Source organism: Clavibacter vidaverae (genome assembly GCF_047529985.1).
In the GTDB taxonomy this organism is placed as follows: domain Bacteria; phylum Actinomycetota; class Actinomycetes; order Actinomycetales; family Microbacteriaceae; genus Clavibacter; species Clavibacter nebraskensis_A.
The window spans coordinates 2,602,545-2,621,471 of the sequence record NZ_JBLJAM010000001.1; the positions used below are offsets into that span (position 1 = coordinate 2,602,545).

The 18,927-nt window shown below is 71.5% G+C and carries 17 protein-coding genes; 12 read left to right on the forward strand and 5 right to left on the reverse strand.

What is annotated here, in order from left to right; genetic code table 11:
- Positions 1 to 97 precede the first annotated feature (97 nt).
- The 3 genes from groES (at position 98) to ACMT9T_RS12595 (ending at position 2,940) form a co-directional block, all read left to right on the forward strand.
- On the forward strand, positions 98 to 394 hold the full coding sequence (gene groES, locus ACMT9T_RS12585) for a co-chaperone GroES (protein WP_012039257.1): 297 nt from the start codon (positions 98 to 100) through the stop codon (positions 392 to 394).
- 130 nt (positions 395 to 524) lie between these two features.
- Positions 525 to 1,478: an EamA family transporter RarD gene (gene rarD, locus ACMT9T_RS12590; RefSeq protein ID WP_414745822.1), complete on the forward strand. Its 954-nt coding sequence runs from the start codon at positions 525 to 527 to the stop codon at positions 1,476 to 1,478.
- Positions 1,479 to 1,656: 178 nt separating this feature from the next.
- Entirely contained in the window at positions 1,657 to 2,940 is a 1,284-nt protein-coding gene (locus ACMT9T_RS12595) for an ABC transporter substrate-binding protein (protein WP_414745823.1), read from the forward strand.
- 249 nt (positions 2,941 to 3,189) lie between these two features.
- Here ACMT9T_RS12595 and ACMT9T_RS12600 read toward each other — a convergent pair whose 3' ends face one another.
- From ACMT9T_RS12600 to ACMT9T_RS12615, 4 genes are read right to left on the reverse strand one after another with little or no spacing between them, the layout of a single operon-like run.
- Positions 3,190 to 3,948 carry an ABC transporter ATP-binding protein gene (locus ACMT9T_RS12600; RefSeq protein WP_414745824.1) on the reverse strand — a complete coding sequence of 253 codons (759 nt, stop codon included), beginning with the start codon at positions 3,946 to 3,948 and terminating at the stop codon, positions 3,190 to 3,192.
- On the reverse strand, positions 3,945 to 4,868 hold the full coding sequence (locus ACMT9T_RS12605; RefSeq protein WP_414745825.1) for an ABC transporter ATP-binding protein: 924 nt from the start codon (positions 4,866 to 4,868) through the stop codon (positions 3,945 to 3,947). The genes ACMT9T_RS12600 and ACMT9T_RS12605 overlap by 4 nt, the downstream gene beginning before the upstream one ends.
- Positions 4,861 to 5,832, reverse strand: coding sequence for a branched-chain amino acid ABC transporter permease (locus ACMT9T_RS12610; RefSeq protein ID WP_116054472.1), 972 nt, complete (start codon positions 5,830 to 5,832; stop codon positions 4,861 to 4,863). Before ACMT9T_RS12610 ends, ACMT9T_RS12605 begins: the two co-directional genes overlap by 8 nt.
- 6 nt (positions 5,833 to 5,838) lie before the next feature.
- A complete protein-coding gene (locus ACMT9T_RS12615) occupies positions 5,839 to 7,266 on the reverse strand; it encodes an ABC transporter permease subunit (protein WP_414745826.1) in 1,428 nt (475 codons plus the stop codon).
- A 278-nt stretch (positions 7,267 to 7,544) separates the two neighbouring features.
- Between ACMT9T_RS12615 and guaB the strand changes: the two genes are divergently transcribed.
- The 8 genes from guaB to guaA all read left to right on the forward strand — a co-directional run bounded on the left by guaB (position 7,545) and on the right by guaA (position 16,738).
- Positions 7,545 to 9,047 carry an IMP dehydrogenase gene (gene guaB / locus ACMT9T_RS12620; protein WP_043668920.1) on the forward strand — a complete coding sequence of 501 codons (1,503 nt, stop codon included), beginning with the start codon at positions 7,545 to 7,547 and terminating at the stop codon, positions 9,045 to 9,047.
- A 169-nt stretch (positions 9,048 to 9,216) separates the two neighbouring features.
- A complete protein-coding gene (locus tag ACMT9T_RS12625) occupies positions 9,217 to 10,326 on the forward strand; it encodes a hypothetical protein (protein ID WP_414745827.1) in 1,110 nt (369 codons plus the stop codon).
- Entirely contained in the window at positions 10,319 to 11,437 is a 1,119-nt protein-coding gene (locus ACMT9T_RS12630; protein ID WP_414745828.1) for a GuaB3 family IMP dehydrogenase-related protein, read from the forward strand. The genes ACMT9T_RS12625 and ACMT9T_RS12630 overlap by 8 nt, the downstream gene beginning before the upstream one ends.
- Before the next feature lie 101 nt (positions 11,438 to 11,538).
- Positions 11,539 to 12,072, forward strand: coding sequence for a cation:proton antiporter regulatory subunit (locus tag ACMT9T_RS12635; protein WP_043668926.1), 534 nt, complete (start codon positions 11,539 to 11,541; stop codon positions 12,070 to 12,072).
- Positions 12,073 to 12,075: 3 nt separating this feature from the next.
- Entirely contained in the window at positions 12,076 to 13,614 is a 1,539-nt protein-coding gene (locus tag ACMT9T_RS12640; protein ID WP_414745829.1) for a cation:proton antiporter, read from the forward strand.
- Positions 13,614 to 14,615 carry an SURF1 family cytochrome oxidase biogenesis protein gene (locus tag ACMT9T_RS12645; RefSeq protein WP_414745830.1) on the forward strand — a complete coding sequence of 334 codons (1,002 nt, stop codon included), beginning with the start codon at positions 13,614 to 13,616 and terminating at the stop codon, positions 14,613 to 14,615. Before ACMT9T_RS12640 ends, ACMT9T_RS12645 begins: the two co-directional genes overlap by 1 nt.
- Positions 14,616 to 14,624: 9 nt before the next feature.
- A complete protein-coding gene (locus tag ACMT9T_RS12650; protein WP_414745831.1) occupies positions 14,625 to 15,161 on the forward strand; it encodes a DUF3817 domain-containing protein in 537 nt (178 codons plus the stop codon).
- Positions 15,158 to 16,738 carry a glutamine-hydrolyzing GMP synthase gene (guaA, locus tag ACMT9T_RS12655; RefSeq protein WP_086515350.1) on the forward strand — a complete coding sequence of 527 codons (1,581 nt, stop codon included), beginning with the start codon at positions 15,158 to 15,160 and terminating at the stop codon, positions 16,736 to 16,738. The genes ACMT9T_RS12650 and guaA overlap by 4 nt, the downstream gene beginning before the upstream one ends.
- A gap of 101 nt (positions 16,739 to 16,839) precedes the next feature.
- Here guaA and ACMT9T_RS12660 read toward each other — a convergent pair whose 3' ends face one another.
- Complete coding sequence (locus ACMT9T_RS12660) at positions 16,840 to 17,643, reverse strand: Bax inhibitor-1/YccA family protein (RefSeq protein WP_204570181.1); 804 nt, start codon at positions 17,641 to 17,643, stop codon at positions 16,840 to 16,842.
- 132 nt (positions 17,644 to 17,775) lie between these two features.
- On the opposite strand from ACMT9T_RS12660, the gene ACMT9T_RS12665 reads away from it, so the two are divergent.
- The gene (locus ACMT9T_RS12665) at positions 17,776 to 18,834 is read left to right on the forward strand and encodes a glycerophosphodiester phosphodiesterase family protein (RefSeq protein ID WP_414745832.1); all 1,059 of its coding nucleotides are present in this window, start codon (positions 17,776 to 17,778) and stop codon (positions 18,832 to 18,834) included.
- Positions 18,835 to 18,927: the final 93 nt, after the last annotated feature.

An 18,927-nucleotide genomic window follows, 5' to 3' on the forward strand; every position in this document is an offset into this window, starting at 1 on the left:
GCGAGTGCAAGCGCGGCCCGTAGAATCTCACCTGGCACTCTCCCCCGGAGATTGCCAATGAAGTCTTGTCCCTTAGTCACGAAGGAAGAGGTCAACCGTGTCGGTCTCCATCAAGCCGCTCGAGGATCGCATCGTCATCCAGCAGGTCGAAGCCGAGCAGACCACCGCGTCTGGTCTGGTCATCCCCGACACCGCCAAGGAGAAGCCCCAGGAGGGCGAGGTCGTGGCCGTGGGCCCCGGCCGCATCGACGACAACGGCAACCGCGTCCCCCTCGACGTCGCCGTCGGCGACAAGGTCATCTACTCCAAGTACGGCGGAACCGAGGTCAAGTACGACGGCCAGGACCTCCTCGTCCTCTCCGCGCGCGACGTGCTCGCCGTCATCGAGCGCTGACGCTCCGCACGCAGAGACACCGCACCACCGCTTCACCCGGGAGCCCGGCCGACACGTTCGGCCGGGCTCCCGTGCGTCCGGCAGGCGTCCGGCCGCCGGTGCTGGCTCCCGACGGCGCTAGCCTCGGGAGGTGACGCGCCCCGCCCCCGAGCCCTCGACCCGCTCCGGCCTGATCGCCGCCGTCGGCGCCTACGGCCTCTGGGGCGTGCTCCCCGTCTACTTCCTGCTCCTCGCGCCGGCGGGGGCGTTCGAGATCGTCGCCTGGCGGATCCTCTTCTCGCTCGTGGTCTGCGCCCTCGTCATCACCGCGGCCCGGCGCTGGTCGCGCGTGGTCGCCATCGTCCGGCAGCCCCGGCTCCTGTTCGGCCTCGCGCTCGCCGGGCACCTGATCCTCGTGAACTGGACCGTCTACGTCTACGGCACGCTCTCCGGCCACGTCGTCGAGACCGCGCTCGGCTACTTCATCAACCCGATCGTCACGGTGCTGCTCGGCGTGATCCTCCTGCGCGAGCGCCTGCGCCCCCTGCAGTGGACGGCGGTCGGCCTCTCCGCGGTCGCCGTGGCCGTCATCGCGATCGGCTACGGCCAGCTGCCCTGGGTCTCGCTCGCGCTCGCCGGGTCCTTCGGGCTCTACGGCCTCGTGAAGAAGCGCGTGAGCGGCGGCGCGGACGCGCTCTCCGGGCTGGCGCTCGAGACCGCGTGGCTGATCCCCGCCTCCACCACCATGCTCGTGATCACGGGGGCCGGCGCCGGGCTCACCATCGGCCAGGTCTCGCTCGGGCACACGCTCCTGCTCGTCAGCACGGGCGTGGTCACGGCCGGCCCGCTCCTCCTCTTCGGGTTCGCGGCCGGACGGCTGCCGCTGTCCGTCATCGGCCTCACGCAGTACCTGGCGCCGCTGCTCCAGTTCGCGTTCGGGGTCTTCGTGATGCACGAGGCGATGCCGCCGGAGCGCTGGGCCGGGTTCACGATCGTCTGGGCGGCCCTCGTGCTGCTCACGATCGACATGCTCCGCGCCTCCCGCCGCGCCGTCCCGGCCGCCGAGCGCTCGCAGAGGGAAACGACGGTCGCCGAGGGCATCTGATTCGGATCCCGTCGCGCATTCCGCGAAAGGTAACGATCAGGTCGCGTTACACGACGGAAATGCCGATGCATTGTGCCCGTCTCATCCGCGCCATAGGGTCGCACCAGGCGAGGCGCGCATTCGCGTGCCTCCTGCATCACATTCCCGAGCATCACCACACACATCCATAAGGAGCACCATGAGCGCATTCGGCAGGGCTTCGGCCTCCCGCTCACGATCCGCCCGCACCGCCCTCAGCGCCGTCACCATCGCGGTGGCTGGCGCCCTCGTCCTCGCCGGCTGCTCCGGCGGCGGCGGAGGCACCGGGGGCACGACGGCCGACGGCGGCCTCGAGCTCAAGATCGGCACGATCCTCCCGCAGACGGGCACCCTGGCCGTCCTCGGCCCGCCCGAGTTCGCGGGCGTCCACCTCGCCGAGCAGGACATCAACGACGCCAAGGCCGGCATCACGGTGACCGCGACGGACAAGGACTCGGGCGACACCACCACCGACATCGCGAGCCAGTCGGCCACGTCGCTCATCGCGGACGGCAACAGCGCCATCATCGGCGCCGCGTCCTCCGGCGTCTCGAAGACCTTCATCGACCAGGTCACCCAGGCCGGCGTCGTGCAGCTGTCGCCGGCGAACACCTCGCCCGACTTCACGACGTACAAGGACGACGGCTACTTCTGGCGCACCGCCCCCTCGGACGTGCTCCAGGGCCGCATCCTCGGCAACAAGATCCTGCAGGACGGCAAGACCAACGTCTCGATCCTCTACATGAACGACGCCTACGGCACGGGCCTCGAGGAGAACATCAAGAAGACGCTCGAGGCCGGCGGCGCGAGCATCGCGGCCGAGGAGGTCTTCGAGCCCTCCGCGACCGACTTCAACAGCGCCATCACCTCGGTGCTCGCCCCGAACCCCGACGCGCTCGTGGTCATCTCGTTCGACGAGATCAAGACCATCGCCGACCAGCTCGCCTCCAAGGGCTTCGACTTCGCGAACCTCTACGGCACGGACGGCAACTACGGCGTCATCACCGAGGAGGACACCAACGTCGACATCGCGGGTGCGCAGTTCACGAACCCCGGCGTCGAGGCGAAGTCCGACTTCCAGGACCGCCTGCAGGCCATGGTGAAGGAGGACGGCGACCCCGCCCTCTCGGTCTTCAGCTACTCGGCCGAGTCGTACGACGGCACCGTGCTCCTCGCGCTCGCCGCGCTCCAGGGCAAGGACACCGACGGCGCGACCCTGAAGGAGAACCTGAAGTCGGTCTCCGAGGGCGGCACCAAGTGCGAGTCGTTCGCCGACTGCGCGAAGCTCATCGCGGACGGCACCGACATCGACTACGACGGCCTCTCCGGCCCGATCACGTTCGATGACAACGGCGACCCGACCGAGGCGTACGTCTCCGTCTACAAGTACGGCGAGGGCAACACCCGCACCTTCTCCGAGCAGGTCTACGGCAAGCTCGACTAGCACCCGCACCACGCACGGCTGAGGGCCCGGTCCGCATGGACCGGGCCCTTCCGCGTGCCCGGGCGTCCGTGGCCGGTCAGGCCGTGGGCACGCCGCCATGCGCACTCCCGCCCGCTCTGACCCACTCCCGCCCGCTCTGGCCCGCTCACGCCCGCTCACGCCGGCCCACGCCCCGTGCCGAGGAGGCCTGCACACGACGACGCGGCACCCCCGGAGGGATGCCGCGTCGTGTCGTGCGTGGAGCGGGGATCAGGGCTGGGGCGCCGCCTTCGCCTTCTCCTGGTCGGCCGCGAGCGTGCCGAGGTACAGCTCGATGACCTTCGGATCGTTCATGAGCTCGCGCCCGCGTCCCTCGTACGCGTCCTTGCCCTGGTCGAGCACGTAGCCGCGGTCGCAGATCTGCAGGGCGCGGCGCGCGTTCTGCTCCACGATCATCACGGAGACGCCGGCGCGGTTGATCTGCGCCACGTTGATGAAGGTCTCGTCCTGGCGCACGGGGGAGAGGCCCGCGGACGGCTCGTCGAGGAGCAGCACCGTGGGATCCATCATGAGCGCGCGCGACATGGCGACCATCTGCCGCTCGCCGCCGGACAGGGATCCGGCGCGCTGCTTGAGCCGCTTGCCGAGCTCCGGGAAGAGGTCGGTGACGAACGCCAGCCGCTCCTTGTACATCTTGGGCTTCTGATAGACGCCCATCTGGAGGTTCTCGTCGATGGTGAGCGTGGGGAACACGTTGTTGTTCTGCGGCACCATGCCCACGCCGCGCGACACGAGCTTGTCGGCCTTGAGCCCGGTGATGTCCTGGCCGTTCAGCTCGATGCTGCCGCCGCGCACGTTCACCTGCCCGAAGATCGCCTTCAGCAGGGTGGACTTGCCCGCGCCGTTCGGCCCGATGATGCCGACGAGCTCGCCCTTGTCGACGTGCACGTTGCACCCGTTGAGGATGTTGACCCCGGGCAGGTAGCCCGCGTGGAGGTCGGTGGTCTGGAGGACCCGCTCTACCGTCACTTCTCTGCCGCTTCCTTCTCGATCTCGTGCTTGACGAGGTCGGACTCCATGTCCTTCGCCACCTCGCGCTGGCCCGTGAGGGTGCCGAGGTCGGTGTCGTGGTGGGCGCCGAGGTAGGCGTCGATGACGGCCGGGTCGCTCATCACGGTCGAGGGCGGGCCCTCGGCGACGATGCGGCCCTCGGCCATCACGACCACCCAGTCGGCGATCTCGTTGACCATGTGCATGTCGTGCTCGACGAACAGCACGGTCATGCCCTCGGTCTTGAGGTCGAGGATGTGGTGCAGCAGCGACTGCGTGAGCGCCGGGTTGACGCCGGCCATGGGCTCGTCGAGCATGACGAGCTCCGGGCGGGTCATGAGCGCGCGCGCCATCTCGAGCAGCTTCCGCTGGCCGCCGGAGAGGCTGGCCGCGTAGTCGTCCTCCTTGGCGTCGAGCTTGAACTTCGTCAGGAGCCCGCGGGCACGCTCCGTGATCTCGTCCTCCTTCTTGCGCCAGAGGGGGCGGATCAGCGCGGAGAAGAAGTTCTCGCCGCCCTGGCCCGTGGCGCCGAGGCGCATGTTCTCCAGCACCGTCATGCCGCCGAGGGCCTTCGTGAGCTGGAAGGTGCGCACCATGCCGAGGCGGGCGACGCGGAACGCGCTCATCCCGGCGAGGTTGCGGCCCGAGAACTCCCACTTGCCGGTGTTCGGCTTGTCGAAGCCGGTCAGCAGGTTGAAGAACGTCGTCTTGCCGGCGCCGTTCGGGCCGATGAGCGCCGTGATGGATCCGCGGGGGATCTCGAGGTGGTCGACGTCGACCGCCTTCAGGCCGCCGAACTGCCGGCTGACGCCGTGCGCGACGATGATGGGGTCCTTCTTGGCGCAGCCCGGACCGGCGTCGCCGTCGAGGATGGCCGAGACCGGGGTCTTGTCAGGCAAAGTGCGTCTCCTTCTTCTTCCCGAAGATGCCCTGTGGTCGGAAGATCACGAGCAGCATGAGCGCGACGCCCACGATGATGAAGCGGATCGGGCCCTGCTGGGTGCTCGAGATGGGCAGCCAGTCGTTCGAGACCGCGAGGCTGAGCAGGCCGTCCGAGAGCGACAGCGTGACCCAGAAGATGATCGAGCCGATGACGGGGCCGAAGATGGTCGCGGCACCGCCCAGCAGCATGATCGTGTAGAGGAAGAACGTGAGCTGCGTGCCGTAGTTGTCGGGCTGCAGCGACCTCGGGAGGATGAAGACCACGCCCGCGAGCCCGCCGAACACGCCGCCGAGCACGAGCGCCTGCATCTTGTAGGAGTACACGTTCTTGCCGAGCGCGCGGACCGCGTCCTCGTCCTCGCGCACGCCCTTCAGCACGCGGCCCCAGGGGCTGCGCATGAGGAGGAAGACGAGGAGGCACGCGATGCCGACGAGGCCCCAGCCGACGATGCGGATCCACCACTGGTCGGCGGAGTACGTGAGCACGCCCGCGCCGAAGCGGCCCTCGGGCAGCGGGTTCAGCTCGTTGAAGCCGACGGCCGCGCCGTTGATGCCCTCGGAGCCGCCCGTGACGTCCGAGAACTCGGGCGTCTTGACGCTCAACCGGATGATCTCGGCCGCCGCGATGGTGACGATGCTCAGGTAGTCCGCCCTCAGCCGCAGCGTCGGTATGCCGAGGATGAGCGCGAATACCGTGGACGCGACGATCGCCGCGAGGAGGGACGCCCAGACCGGCCATTCGTACATGACCGCGGTGATGGCGAACGCGTATCCGCCGATGGCCATGAATCCGGCCTGGCCGAAGTTGAGCAGGCCCGTGAATCCGAAGTGGATGACGAGGCCGACGGTGGCGAGCGCGTACGCCGCGGTGGTGGGCGAGAAGATCTCGCCGATCGCCAGGAAGATGAAGTTGGAGTTCATGCGCGGCTAACCGATCCGATCTTTCCGACCCAGGATGCCCTGGGGCCTGACGAGCAGGATGACGATCATGACCACGAGAGCGGCCACGTACTTCATGTTCTCGGGCAGGACCATGGTGCTGACGTTGATGAAGACGCCGATCACGATCGAGCCGATGAGCGCGCCGAACGCCGTGCCCAGGCCGCCGAGGACGACGGCCGAGAAGACGAGCAGCAGGATGGACGCGCCCGTGTCCCAGCGCAGGGACTGGTAGTAGGCGATGAAGACGCCGGACAGGGCGGCCAGCGCGGCGCCGCCGATCCAGACCACGCGGATCACGCCCTCCACGTCGATGCCCGACGCCGCCGCGAGCGAGCGGTTGTCGGAGACGGCGCGGGTGGCCTTTCCGATCTTCGTGTAGAGCAGCACGTACGCGACCGCCAGGAGCAGCACGATCGAGACGACCGCGCCGGCGACGTCGGTGAACTTGAGGCTCACCGGGCCGACGACGAGGAACGGCGCCGGGCTGTTGGGGAGGGTAAGGCGGTCGGCGCCGAAGATGAACTGGAAGAGGTAGCGCAGGGCGAGCGACAGGCCGATGGTGACGATCATCAGCGGCACGAGGCCGAGGCTGCGTCGCCGGAGCGGCTTCCAGATCGCCGCGTCCTGCACGAAGCCGAATGCGCCGCCGAGGACCACCGTGATCACGATCGCGAGCACCGGGTTGAGGCCGAGCACGTTGCTGAAGAGGTACGCCATGAGCGCGCCGAACGTGACGAGCTCGCCGTGGGCGAAGTTGTTGAGGCCCGTGGTGCCGTAGATGAGGGAGAGGCCGATGGCCGCGAGGGCGAGGAGCAGGCCGAAGATGAGGCCCGTCACCACCTTGGGCCAGAAGATCTTCCAGAAGTTGTTCTCGGTCACGGGCTCCGCGGTGGCGGTGACGGTGCCCGTCTCGGTGTCGGGCGCCGCGGTCTCGCCTCCCGTCGAGGTGGAGGTGCCGGCCCCGGTGCTGGCGCTGGGCGCGGGGCTCGCGCCGCCGGATCCGGCCGCCTGGCCGTCGGGGGAGAGGAAGAAGAACGCGGGGACGTTCTTGTTGCCCGCCGCGACGTCGATCTCGCGGGGGCTCGAGCCCGCGCGGGGGACGCCGGCGCCCTCCGGGATGGTCGACGCGTCGACCTCGACCGTGAACGAGCCCGGCGCGCTCAGGCCGACCTCGGCCTTGCCGTCCGCGCCGGTCGTGCCGGTGGCCTCCACGCCGCCGCCGGACACCTTCACGGTGACCCCGGCGACGCCGGACTTGTCGGCGTCCGCCCGGACCCAGACGAGCAGCGACTGCTCGGCGGACGCCGGGTCGACCGCCTGGGGCGCCGCGCGTGGATCCGCGTGGGCGCCCGAGGGGGCCGAGAGGAGAAGTGCGGTGCAGGCGAAGGCCACCGCGAGAATCAGGGCCCACATGCGCTGCGCGCGTGCTCCGGCCGAACCAGTGGCTATCACTAGACCTCCATAGGGGGAGCCGGCGGATGGTGAGTTCCGCGCAGGCGCCGCGACTACCGTCAGGACGACGTTGGTTGACAGTACGTGCTGATTATGTCCTGGATGTTTCCGGCCTGTGCCGCGTGGCGGCGTGATACGGCGGGAATAGCCCACGAGCGCGACCGTTAACATCGAGACACCGGTTGCCGACGCGGTCCCCCGGCCATCCCATCCGCCTCTCCCGTCCCCCTGGAGGAACATTGGATCAGTCCGACCCGTTCGGCGTCATCGGCCTCACCTACGACGACGTCATGCTCCTGCCGGGGCACACCGACGTCATCCCGAGCGAGGCGGACACCACGTCCCGCCTGACGCGCAACATCAGCGTCGCCGCCCCCCTCCTCTCCTCCGCGATGGACACCGTCACCGAGGCGCGCATGGCGATCGCCATGGCCCGCCAGGGCGGCCTCGGCGTGATCCACCGCAACCTCTCCATCGAGGACCAGGCCGCGTTCGTCGACAAGGTGAAGCGCAGCGAGTCCGGCATGATCACGAACCCGGTCACCACGCGCCCCGACGCCACGGTCGCCGAGGTGGACGCGCTCTGCGGCCAGTTCCGCGTCTCCGGCCTCCCCGTCGTCGAGTCGGACGGCACGCTCGTCGGCATCATCACGAACCGCGACATGCGCTTCGTCTCGCCCGTGCAGGCCGCCACGACGCTCGTGCGCGACGTCATGACGCGCACCCCGCTCATCACGGGCCGCGTCGGCATCGACCCCGACCACGCCATCGCGATCTTCGCGGAGCACAAGATCGAGAAGCTGCCGCTGGTCGACGACGACGGCAAGCTGCGCGGCCTCATCACCGTCAAGGACTTCGACAAGTCCGAGCAGTACCCGGACGCGACGAAGGACGCCGAGGGGCGCCTGCGCGTCGGCGCGGCCATCGGCTTCTTCGGGGACGCCTGGGAGCGGGCCCTCGCGCTCGTCGAGGCGGGCGTGGACGTGCTCGTGGTCGACACCGCCAACGGCGACAGCAAGGGCGTGCTCGACATCATCCGCCGCCTCAAGACCGACCCGGCCACGTCGCACGTCGACGTGATCGGCGGCAACGTCGCCACCCGCTCGGGTGCGCAGGCGCTCATCGACGCCGGCGCGGACGCCATCAAGGTGGGCGTCGGCCCCGGATCCATCTGCACCACGCGCGTGGTCGCCGGCGTCGGCGTCCCGCAGGTCACCGCGGTCTACGAGGCGTCGCTGGCGGCGCGCGCGGCCGGCATCCCGGTCATCGCGGACGGCGGCCTCCAGTACTCGGGCGACATCGCGAAGGCGCTCGTCGCCGGCGCCGACACCGTCATGCTCGGCAGCTTGCTCGCAGGCTGCGACGAGAGCCCCGGCGACCTCATGTTCGTCGGCGGCAAGCAGTTCAAGAGCTACCGCGGCATGGGATCCCTGGGCGCCCTGCAGACGCGCGGCACGAAGACCTCCTACTCGAAGGACCGCTACTACCAGGCGGACGTGCCGAGCGACGACAAGCTCATCCCCGAGGGCATCGAGGGCCAGGTGCCCTATCGCGGATCCCTCGCGAACGTCGTGTACCAGCTCACGGGCGGGCTCCGGCAGTCGATGTTCTACGTCGGCGCGCGCACGGTCGGCGAGCTCAAGGACCGCGGGCGCTTCGTGCGCATCACCGCGGCGGGGCTCAAGGAGTCGCACCCGCACGACGTGCAGATGGTGGTCGAGGCGCCCAACTACCGGCGCTGATGCGGTGAGCCGCGCGGCCAGCGCGCGGTGGTGACGAGGGGCCGGTGCCGAGCGCACCGGCCCCTCGTGCGTCCTCCGGCGCTCCCTCACAGGTCGCGCGGGCCGGCCCGAGTCCGGCGGTCGTCGGCGCGGGGCCCGCTGGCGCGGGCGGCGACGCGACACTGCCCGCATGTCGTCGCCCCTGCGTCCCGTCCCCTCTCCGCTCCTCGCCCCGGCTCCGTCACCCGGCGCGGGCCTGATCCTCTCGGGGCCGGCGGTCGGGCCGCAGCGGGGATCCGGCGAGGAGGAGCGCGCGGACGCGGCCGCCGTCGCCCGGGCGGAGGCGCGCGGCGAGCTCGTGCGGCTGCGCGCCGGGGTGCACGTGGCGCGGGCCGAGTGGGAGGCGGTGTCGGCGCGCGAGCGACACCTCCTGCGGATCCGCGCGCTCGCCCGGGTGTCGCCCGGACCGGTCGTCCTGGGCGGGGCGTCCGCGGCGGCCGTGCACGGGCTGCCGCGCCTCGCGCCGTGGCCCGCGCTCGTGACGCTGCTCGACGTGCCGGGGATCCCCGCGGGTCGTCCCGCCGGCACGCGCATCGTCCGCGATCCCGCGCGCGGGCGATCGCGGCTCGTGCCGGCGGCGGACGACGTGCGGATGCCGGGGCTCGCGGCCACGGCGCTCGCCGCCTCGCACGAGGCGGCGATGACGGCCGTGCGGGGTGCCGCACCGCGGGGCCCGGGGTGGTTCGCGCACGGGCTGGTGGCGCTCGACCACGCGCTCGCACCGGCGAGGTCGTCGCCCGCGACGCACGCGGACCTCGACGGGGAGCGGGAGCTGCGCGGTCCGGGTCCGTGGAGCCGCCGCGCGGAGCTCCTCGTCCGGGCGGCGGACGGCAGCGCGGCGTGCCCGGCGGAGTCCATCGCGCGGGGCGTCGCGCACGAGGTCGGGCTCGCGCCGCCCGATGTAGGCGTCGAGGTCGCCGGCCACGGGCGGCTGGCGCTGGCGTGGCCGCGCGAGCGGGTGGGGCTCCGGATCGTCGGGGCGGCCCCTGCCGACCGGCTCGTGCCCCACGCCGAGGCCGAGGCCGACGCCCGCGCGGCGGATCGACGGGAGGCCGACCGCTGGCGCGTGGTCGTGGCGGGGGAGGGGGACGTCCTGGGCGCGGGACGCCTGCGTGCGCTCCTGCTGCACGCGGGGCTGGAGCCGGAGCGGCGGGCCGCGGTGGCGGTCGCGCGTCCGCGCACGGATCCCGCCGGCGGCCGGTCGCGCAGGAGCTCGCCGCTAGGCTGTGCTGGTGAGTGATGTAGAGATCGGCCGCGCCAAGCGCGCCCGCCGCGTGTACGCGTTCGACGACATCGCCATCGTCCCGTCCCGGCGCACGCGCGACCCGCAGGACGTGTCGGTCTCGTGGTCGATCGACGCGTACCAGTTCGAGATCCCGTTCCTCGCGGCGCCCATGGACTCCGTGGTCTCCCCGGCGACGGCCATCGCCATGGGCCGCTTCGGCGGCGTCGGCGTGCTCGACCTCGAGGGCCTCTGGACGCGGTACGAGAACCCCGAGCGCCTGCTCGAGGAGATCCGCTCGCTGCCGCCCGAGTCGGCCACCGCGCGCATGCAGCAGATCTACGCCGAGCCGATCAAGCCGGAGCTCATCACGGCGCGCATCGCGGAGATCCGCGCGGCCGGCGTCGTCGTCGCCGCGGCCCTCTCGCCGCAGCGCACGGCCGACCACTACGAGACCGTCGTCGCGGCCGGCGTCGACCTCTTCGTCATCCGCGGCACCACCGTCTCCGCCGAGCACGTCTCCAAGGGCGCGGCGCCCCTCAACCTGAAGAAGTTCATCTACGAGCTCGACGTGCCCGTCATCGTCGGCGGCGCGGCCACCTACACGGCGGCCCTGCACCTCATGCGCACCGGCGCGGCGGGCGTGCTCGTCGGGTTCGGCGGGGGAGCGGCGTCCACCACGCGGTCGACCCTCGGGATCCACGCCCCCATGGCCACCGCGCTCTCCGACGTCGCCGGTGCCCGCCGCGACTACATGGACGAGTCCGGCGGACGCTACGTGCACGTCATCGCGGACGGCGGCCTGGGCAGCTCGGGCGACATCGTCAAGGCCATCGCGGTCGGCGCCGACGCGGTCATGCTCGGATCGACGCTCGCCCGCGCCACGGACGCACCCGGCCAGGGCTTCCACTGGGGCGCCGAGGCGCACCACTCCGAGCTGCCGCGCGGCCACCGCGTGCGCGTCGACCAGGTCGCGCCGCTCGAGCAGATCCTCTACGGCCCGTCCACCACGGCCGACGGCAGCGCCAACCTGGTCGGCGCCCTGCGTCGCGCCATGGCCACCACCGGCTACTCCGACCTCAAGGAGTTCCAGCGCGTCGAGGTCGTCGTCGCGCCGTACGGCAAGTAGTCCGCGCCGGCCACCCGGCCGGGCCCGTCCCGCGTCGAGCGGGCAGGGAACATGCGGGGCGCGGCCCGCGTTGTGAACCACAGGAAGAGGGAGGTGCGCGCATGGCGGAGGTCCGTCGCGTCAAGCTGCCGGGTGTCGGCGTGCTGCACACCTTCATCACCGACGACGGGGGCAAGGTCGGCGTCATCGCCCACCGCTCCGGCCACAGCGACCTGATCACCTTCTCCGAGGAGCAGGACGGGCCCGACACGCAGAAGGTCTCGCTCCGGCTCAGCGAGGACGAGGCGCACACGCTCGCGGAGCTGCTCGGCGGCACGCGCATCACGGAGTCGCTCGACAAGCTCGACCAGATCCCCGGCCTCAGCATCGACTGGTTCACGGTCGACTACGACGACCACATCGCCGGCCAGGCCCTCGGCAACCTCGCCTCGCGCGGCGTCGTCGGCCTCACGGTCGTCGCCGTCGTCCGCGGGGAGTCCGCGAACCCCGCGCCGTCCGACGACTTCACCGTCTACCCGGGCGACACGCTCGTGGTCGCCGGATCCCCCGAGAAGGTCGCCAAGGCCTTCGCGTTCTACCGGACGGGCGAGTTCCCGCACCGCCCCGCATCCGGCTCCGCGCCGGACGGAGGGTAGCGGGTGCACCACGGCCAAGACCTCATCGTCCTCGGCCTGCTGTTCGTCCTCGCCTACGCGTTCGGCCAGCTCGGCAAGCGCATCGGCCTGCCCGCGATCCCCATCTACATGCTCGTCGGGCTCCTCGCGAGCCCGAGCGTCGACTGGTTCCCGCTCGACTTCGCCTCGGGCGACATCGAGCTCATCGCCGTCTTCGGCCTGATCCTCCTGCTGTTCAACCTCGGCCTGGAGTTCGACCAGGACGAGTTCTTCGGCAACGCCGGGAAGCTCATCGTCTCGGGCGGCTCCTACGTGCTCATCAACATGGGCGTCGGGTTCGCGTTCGGCTTCGCGCTCGGCTGGGGCACGCGCGAGGCGCTCATCATCGCGGGCATGACGGCGACCTCCTCGAGCGCCATCGTCACCAAGCTCCTCATCGAGCTCAACCGGCTGGCGAACGACGAGACGCCGATGATCCTGGGCGTCACCGTGGTCGAGGACATCTTCATCGCGATCTACCTCGCCATCGTGTCCGTCGTGCTGAGCGGCGAGACCGAGCCGTGGGCGGTGGTCGGGCAGCTCGCGATCTCCTTCGCGTTCCTCGTCGTGATGTTCACGGTGGCGCGCAAGGGCGGCGCGTTCCTGTCGCGCTTCCTGCGCACGCGCGACGTCGAGCTGTTCACGGTCCTGTTCTTCGGGCTCGCGATCCTCTTCGGCGGCATCGGCGAGGTCCTCGGCGTCACGGATGCCATCGGCGCGTTCCTCATCGGCCTCGTGCTCGGGGCGACGCGCATGCGCAACCGCATCGAGCAGATCGCGATCCCGCTGCGCGACGTGTTCGGCGCGTTCTTCTTCCTCAACTTCGGCCTCGCGCTCGATCCGCGGGAGTTCCCGACGGTCGTGATCCCGGTGCTCGTCGCTGTCGTGATGACCTTCGTGCTCAACCTCATCGCCGGCCAGTTCGTGGCGTGGCTCAACGGGCACGGTGCGCAGGCCGGGATCAACACGGCGTTCATCCTGCAGAACCGGGGCGAGTTCGCGCTCATCCTCGCGACGCTGTCGCTCTCGGCGGGGCTCGACGAGCGGATCCAGCCGTTCGCGGGCCTCTACGTGCTGGTGATGGCGATCATGGGGCCGCTGCTCGCCGCCAACTCCGTGCGCATCGGCACGGCCGTGCTGCCCACGCGGTACCGCTCCGCCACGAAGCGCGCGGTGGAGAAGGCGGCGCGCGACGCGGAGCGGGCCGGCGCGCTCGCCCTCTTCGAGGCGGCCGAGCGCGGGGAAGCGACTCCGGCGGATGCGTACGACGACGGCCTCGCGGTCGCGGGATCCCGGCCGGGCGTCGCCGCCCGCGGCACGACGCCGGGCACCGGTCCCGAGGCGGAGGGCACGCGCGCGCCGGCCGCTCCCCGGAGCGCCGACGCCGGTGCCGACGACCCCGCCGCGGACGCGGGCGACACCGAGGACGCGCGCCCCGACCGCCGCCGCGCCGAGCAGGCCGGCCAGCAGTCCGACCACGACACCTGGACACCGCCCACCCGCGAACGGGAACCCGACTACTGATGACGCACGCACCCGACCACCGCCCCGACGCCGCTGCGCGTCCCGGCTCCGCGCCCTCCGGGTCCGACCCGGCCGCGCCCGGGGCAGCGGGCCCCTCCATCGGCCAGGTCGCGCGCCGGCCCCGGTCGGTCGCGCTGCTGGCGCTGGCCCTCGTCATCGCCGCGGGCTTCGCCGCGCTCGGGCAGTGGCAGCTGGCGCGCGCCGTGGAGTCGGGCGTCGTCATCGAGCGCGACACCGAGACGGCGCTCCCGCTCGGCACCCTGGTCGAGCCGCAGGGCTACGTCACCGACCGGTCGGCGGGGCACATGGTCACCGTCTCGGGCACCTTCGTCCCCGGCGACTTCCTCGTCGTGTCCGACCGCCTGAACGACGGCCGCACGGGCGCCTGGGTCGTCGGCCACCTGTCCATCACCGACGACGGATCCGCCGCGGATCCCGCGCCCGACGCACTGCTCGACAGCGTGCCGGTCGCGCTCGGCTGGGCCGCGACCGACGACGAGGCGGCCGCGGTCGCCTCGTCGCTCGACGCGGGCGACGGATCGGACACGCGCGCCCGGGAGGTCGTCGGCCGCTTCCTGCCGAGCGAGCAGCCCGAGCCCTCCGGGACCGGCCAGGACCCCCAGCGCATGACCCGGCTCAGCACCGCGGCGCTCGTGAACACCTGGCAGGGCGACGTGGGCGACGTCTACAACGGCTTCGTCGTCGCGTCCGCGCCCGTCGAGGGCCTCGCGGCCATCGACTCGCCGCCGCCGAGCGAGGCCGTGCAGCTCAACTGGCTCAACATCTTCTACGCGGCCGAGTGGGCCGTCTTCGCGATCTTCGCCATCGTGATCTGGTACCGCACCGTCCGCGACACCTGGACCCGCGAGCAGCCGGGCTACCGCGACGAGGACGACGACGAGGACGACGACGACGACGACGAGGATCCGCTGCCCGAGGCCGGCCGCGACGACGCCTCCGGGGCTCCCCGTCGCGGGAGCCGCGCAGACGCCGACCGGTAGGATCCACGCATGGCCTACGGACTCAAGCGCTCCGACGTCCCGCAGATCCGGAGGGTCCTCGGCTTCTACCGCGTCATGGCGTTCATCACCGGCGCGTTCCTCCTCCTCCTCGTCGTGGAGATGGGCTTCAAGTACCTGCCGGGGTTCCAGTTCGTCGACGGATCCCTGCAGTACCTCGCGGGCGCCGGCTACGAGCTCGAGCTGAAGGGCCCGTCGGGCTTCCTGGCGCTGTCGCCGGCCGACACGCTCACGGGCACGAACCTCAGCCTCATCATCCAGATCGTCCACGGCAACATCTACGTGGTCTACCTCATCAGCGACTTCCTGCTCTGGCAGAAGATGCGCTGGTCGTTCACGCGCTTCATCCTCATCGCCGCGGGCGGCGTCGTGCCGTTCCTCTCCTTCGTCGTCGAGTCCCGCATCGCCCGCCAGGTGCGCGCGACCATCGCGAAGCTCGAGGCGCCCCGCCGCGCGTCCGCCGCCGACCGCGACGACGCGGACCCCCGACCCATCGACCCGACCACCACCACGGAGGCCACCACTTGAGCGTCGACAACCCCACGAACCAGCGCCCCGTCCTCGTCGTCGACTTCGGCGCCCAGTACGCGCAGCTGATCGCCCGCCGCGTCCGCGAGGCCAACGTCTACTCGGAGATCGTGCCGTCCACGATCACGGCCGAGGAGATCCGCGCGAAGGACCCGTCCGGCATCGTCCTCAGCGGCGGCCCGTCCAGCGTCTACGAGGAGGGCTCGCCTGGCCTCGACGAGGGGATCCTCGACCTCGGCGTCCCCGTGCTCGGCATCTGCTACGGCTTCCAGGTCATGGCCCGCGCGCTCGGCGGCGAGGTCGCGCACACGGGGCAGCGCGAGTACGGATCCACCGCGGTCACGCTCACGCCCGGCAGCACCCTGCTCGACGGCCAGCCCGACGACCAGACCGTGTGGATGAGCCACGGCGACTCCGTGTCGAAGGCGCCCGCGGGCTTCGAGGTGCTCGCCTCCAGCGCCTCCACGCCCGTCGCCGCGTTCGCGAGCGACGAGCGCCGCCTCTACGGCGTGCAGTGGCACCCCGAGGTCAAGCACTCCGCGCACGGCCAGGCCGTCCTCGAGAACTTCCTGCACCGCGCCGCCGGCATCCCCGGCGACTGGAACAGCGGCAACGTCATCGCCGAGCAGGTCGAGCGGATCCGCGCCCAGGTCGGCGACGCCCGCGTCATCTGCGGCCTCTCCGGCGGCGTCGACTCCGCCGTCGCCGCGGCGATCGTGCACCGCGCGGTGGGCGACCAGCTGACCTGCGTCTTCGTCGACCACGGCCTCCTCCGCCAGGACGAGCGCCGGCAGGTCGAGGAGGACTACGTGGCCGCCACGGGCGTCCGCCTCGTCACGGTCGACGCGGCCGACCAGTTCCTCGACGGCCTCGCGGGCGTCACGGATCCGGAGGCCAAGCGCAAGATCATCGGCCGCGAGTTCATCCGCTCGTTCGAGGGCGCCGCGGAGGCGCTCGTGCTCGAGGCGAAGGCCGACGGCGAGCCGATCCGCTTCCTCGTGCAGGGCACGCTCTACCCGGACGTGGTGGAGTCGGGCGGCGGCACGGGCACCGCGAACATCAAGAGCCACCACAACGTCGGCGGCCTCCCGGAGGACCTCAAGTTCGAGCTCGTCGAGCCGCTCCGCACGCTGTTCAAGGACGAGGTGCGCGCCATCGGCCGCGAGCTCGGCCTCCCCGAGGTCATCGTGGGGCGCCAGCCGTTCCCCGGCCCCGGCCTCGGGATCCGCATCGTCGGCGAGGTCACGGCCGAGCGCCTCGAGCTGCTCCGCAAGGCGGACGCCATCGCGCGGGCCGAGCTCACGGCCGCCGGCCTCGACCAGGAGATCTGGCAGTGCCCGGTCGTCCTGCTCGCGGACGTCCGCTCGGTCGGCGTGCAGGGCGACGGCCGCACCTACGGCCACCCCATCGTGCTGCGCCCCGTCTCCAGCGAGGACGCGATGACCGCCGACTGGACCCGCCTCCCCTACGACGTGCTCGCGCGCATCTCGAACCGCATCACCAACGAGGTGGACGGCGTGAACCGCGTCGTGCTCGACGTCACGTCGAAGCCGCCGGGCACCATCGAGTGGGAGTGATCCTCCCGCGCACGCCGTGAACGACGAAGGCCGCTCCCCCAAGGGGAGCGGCCTTCGTCGTCTTGCCGGTCCGCGGTGCTGTGCCGCGGACCCGCGTGGTGCTAGTTGTTGCCGCGCAGGATCGCGAACAAGCGGAGCAGCTCGACGTAGAGCCACACGATGGTCGTGACCAGGCCGAAGGCCGCGGTCCAGCCGTAGCGACGCGGGGCGCCGGCACGGACGCCGCGCTGGATGAAGTCGAAGTCGAGGACCAGCGAGTACGAGGCCAGCAGGATGACGAAGATGCCCAGGATGACGCCGAGGGGGATGCCGGCGATCGTCTCCGTGCGCAGGCCGTACGGGCTGTCGAGGACGCCGAAGGCCACGAGCGCGAAGTTGAGCACCGAGAACAGCAGGTAGCCGACCATCGCGATCATGAAGATCTTGGTCGCCCGCTTGGAGGCGCGGATCTTGCCGCTGCGGAACAGGATCAGGACGGTGGCGAAGATGGCGGCGGTCGCGAGGAGCGCCTGCGTGGCGACGCCGGGCGCGACGCTCTCGAAGACCCGGCTGATGCCGCCGACGAAGAGACCCTCGAACGCCGCGTACGCGACGATGAGGGGGACGGACGGCTCCTTCTTGAAGGAGTTGACGAGGCCGAGCACCAGGCCGCCGAGTGCGCCGAGCAGCGCGAGGGGCATGGCGAGCGGGCCGGAGAACCAGGCGACCGCGCCCAGCACCACGACGATGGCGAGGAGGCTGACCGTCTTGACGGAGGTGTCCTCGTAGGTCATCCGGTCGGTCTCGGAGGCACCGGCCGACGGGCGGTTGTACAGCTCGTCGAGGCTCTCCGGGGTCACATCCCTCGTGGGCGTCGCACCCCGGCCGTTGAAGACCGGGTTGTTGGAGAACGTGGGGTTGGCCATGGTCCTTCTACTCTCAGTGGTGGTTGAACGTGATCGAGCCTCAATTTAGCTGACCAGGCTGGGAGACGACTCGCGTCCGCCGTGTATTTCCCCAGATGAGTACGCGCTCGCCGTCCACCCGGCGCCTGTAGCGTGCGCGGCGTGGATCACGCCCCTCGCCCCCGCCCCCTCGTCATCGCCCATCGCGGAGCCAGCGGCTACCGCCCCGAGCACTCCGCCGCCGCCGTGCGACTCGGCTTCGCGCAGGGCGCGGACGCCGTCGAGCCCGACCTCATCGCCTCCTCGGACGGCGTGCTCGTCATCCGGCACGAGAACGAGCTCTCCGGCACCACCGACGTCGCGGACCGGCCCGAGTTCGCCGACCGCCGGGTGACCCGCGTCGTCGACGGCGTCGAGCGCACCGGCTGGTTCACGGAGGACATGACCTGGGCCGAGATCCGCACGCTCCGCTGCCGCGAGCGCATCCCCGCGGTCCGGCCCGCCAGCGCAGCGCACGACGACGAGGAGACGGTGCTCTCGCTGCCGGACCTGCTCCGCATCATCGACCAGGAGTCCGCGCGGCACGGCCGCCCGCTCGGCATGGTCGCGGAGATCAAGCACTCCACCCACTTCGCCGCGCTCGGCATGCCGCTCGACGAGCTGCTCGCCCGCGACCTCCGCGAGCACGGCTGGGCGTCGGACGCGTCCCGCCTCACGATCGAGTCCTTCGAGCGCGACGTGCTCCTGCGGGTCCGGGCGCACGGCGTCGAGGCCCGGCTGGTGTACCTCCTCGAGGGGCGCGGCGCGGCGGTGGACGAGGTCGCCCGGCACGGCGACTCCGCCGTCACGTTCGACGAGCAGCTGACCGACGAGGGACTCGCGGCGCTCGCCGCGGAGGTCGACGGCATCAGCGTGGGCCTCGAGCGGATCTGCCCAGCGGCGGGCTTCGGCGCCGACGGGGAGACCGCGCCCGTCTCCGATCTCGTCGAGCGCGCGCACCTCGCCGGCCTCTCCGTCTTCACCTGGACGCTGCGCCCCGAGAACGCGTTCCTGCCCCGGCCCCTCCGCGGCCCCGGTCCGAAGACAGCGCACGGGGACTTCCGCGCGCACTGGGGCCGGCTCCTCGACGCGGGCGTCGACGGCGTCTTCGCCGACCACCCGGATCTCGCCGTGGCGCTCGTGAGGGAGCGGCCGGTCGCCTCCGGGAGGTAGCGCGCCGGCTGGCGGATCCGGCTGCCGGGCTGGTCCGGCGTCCGGCCCTCCGGCCCACCCGCGCCCGGCTCCGCGTCGGGGGCAGCGCCTAGG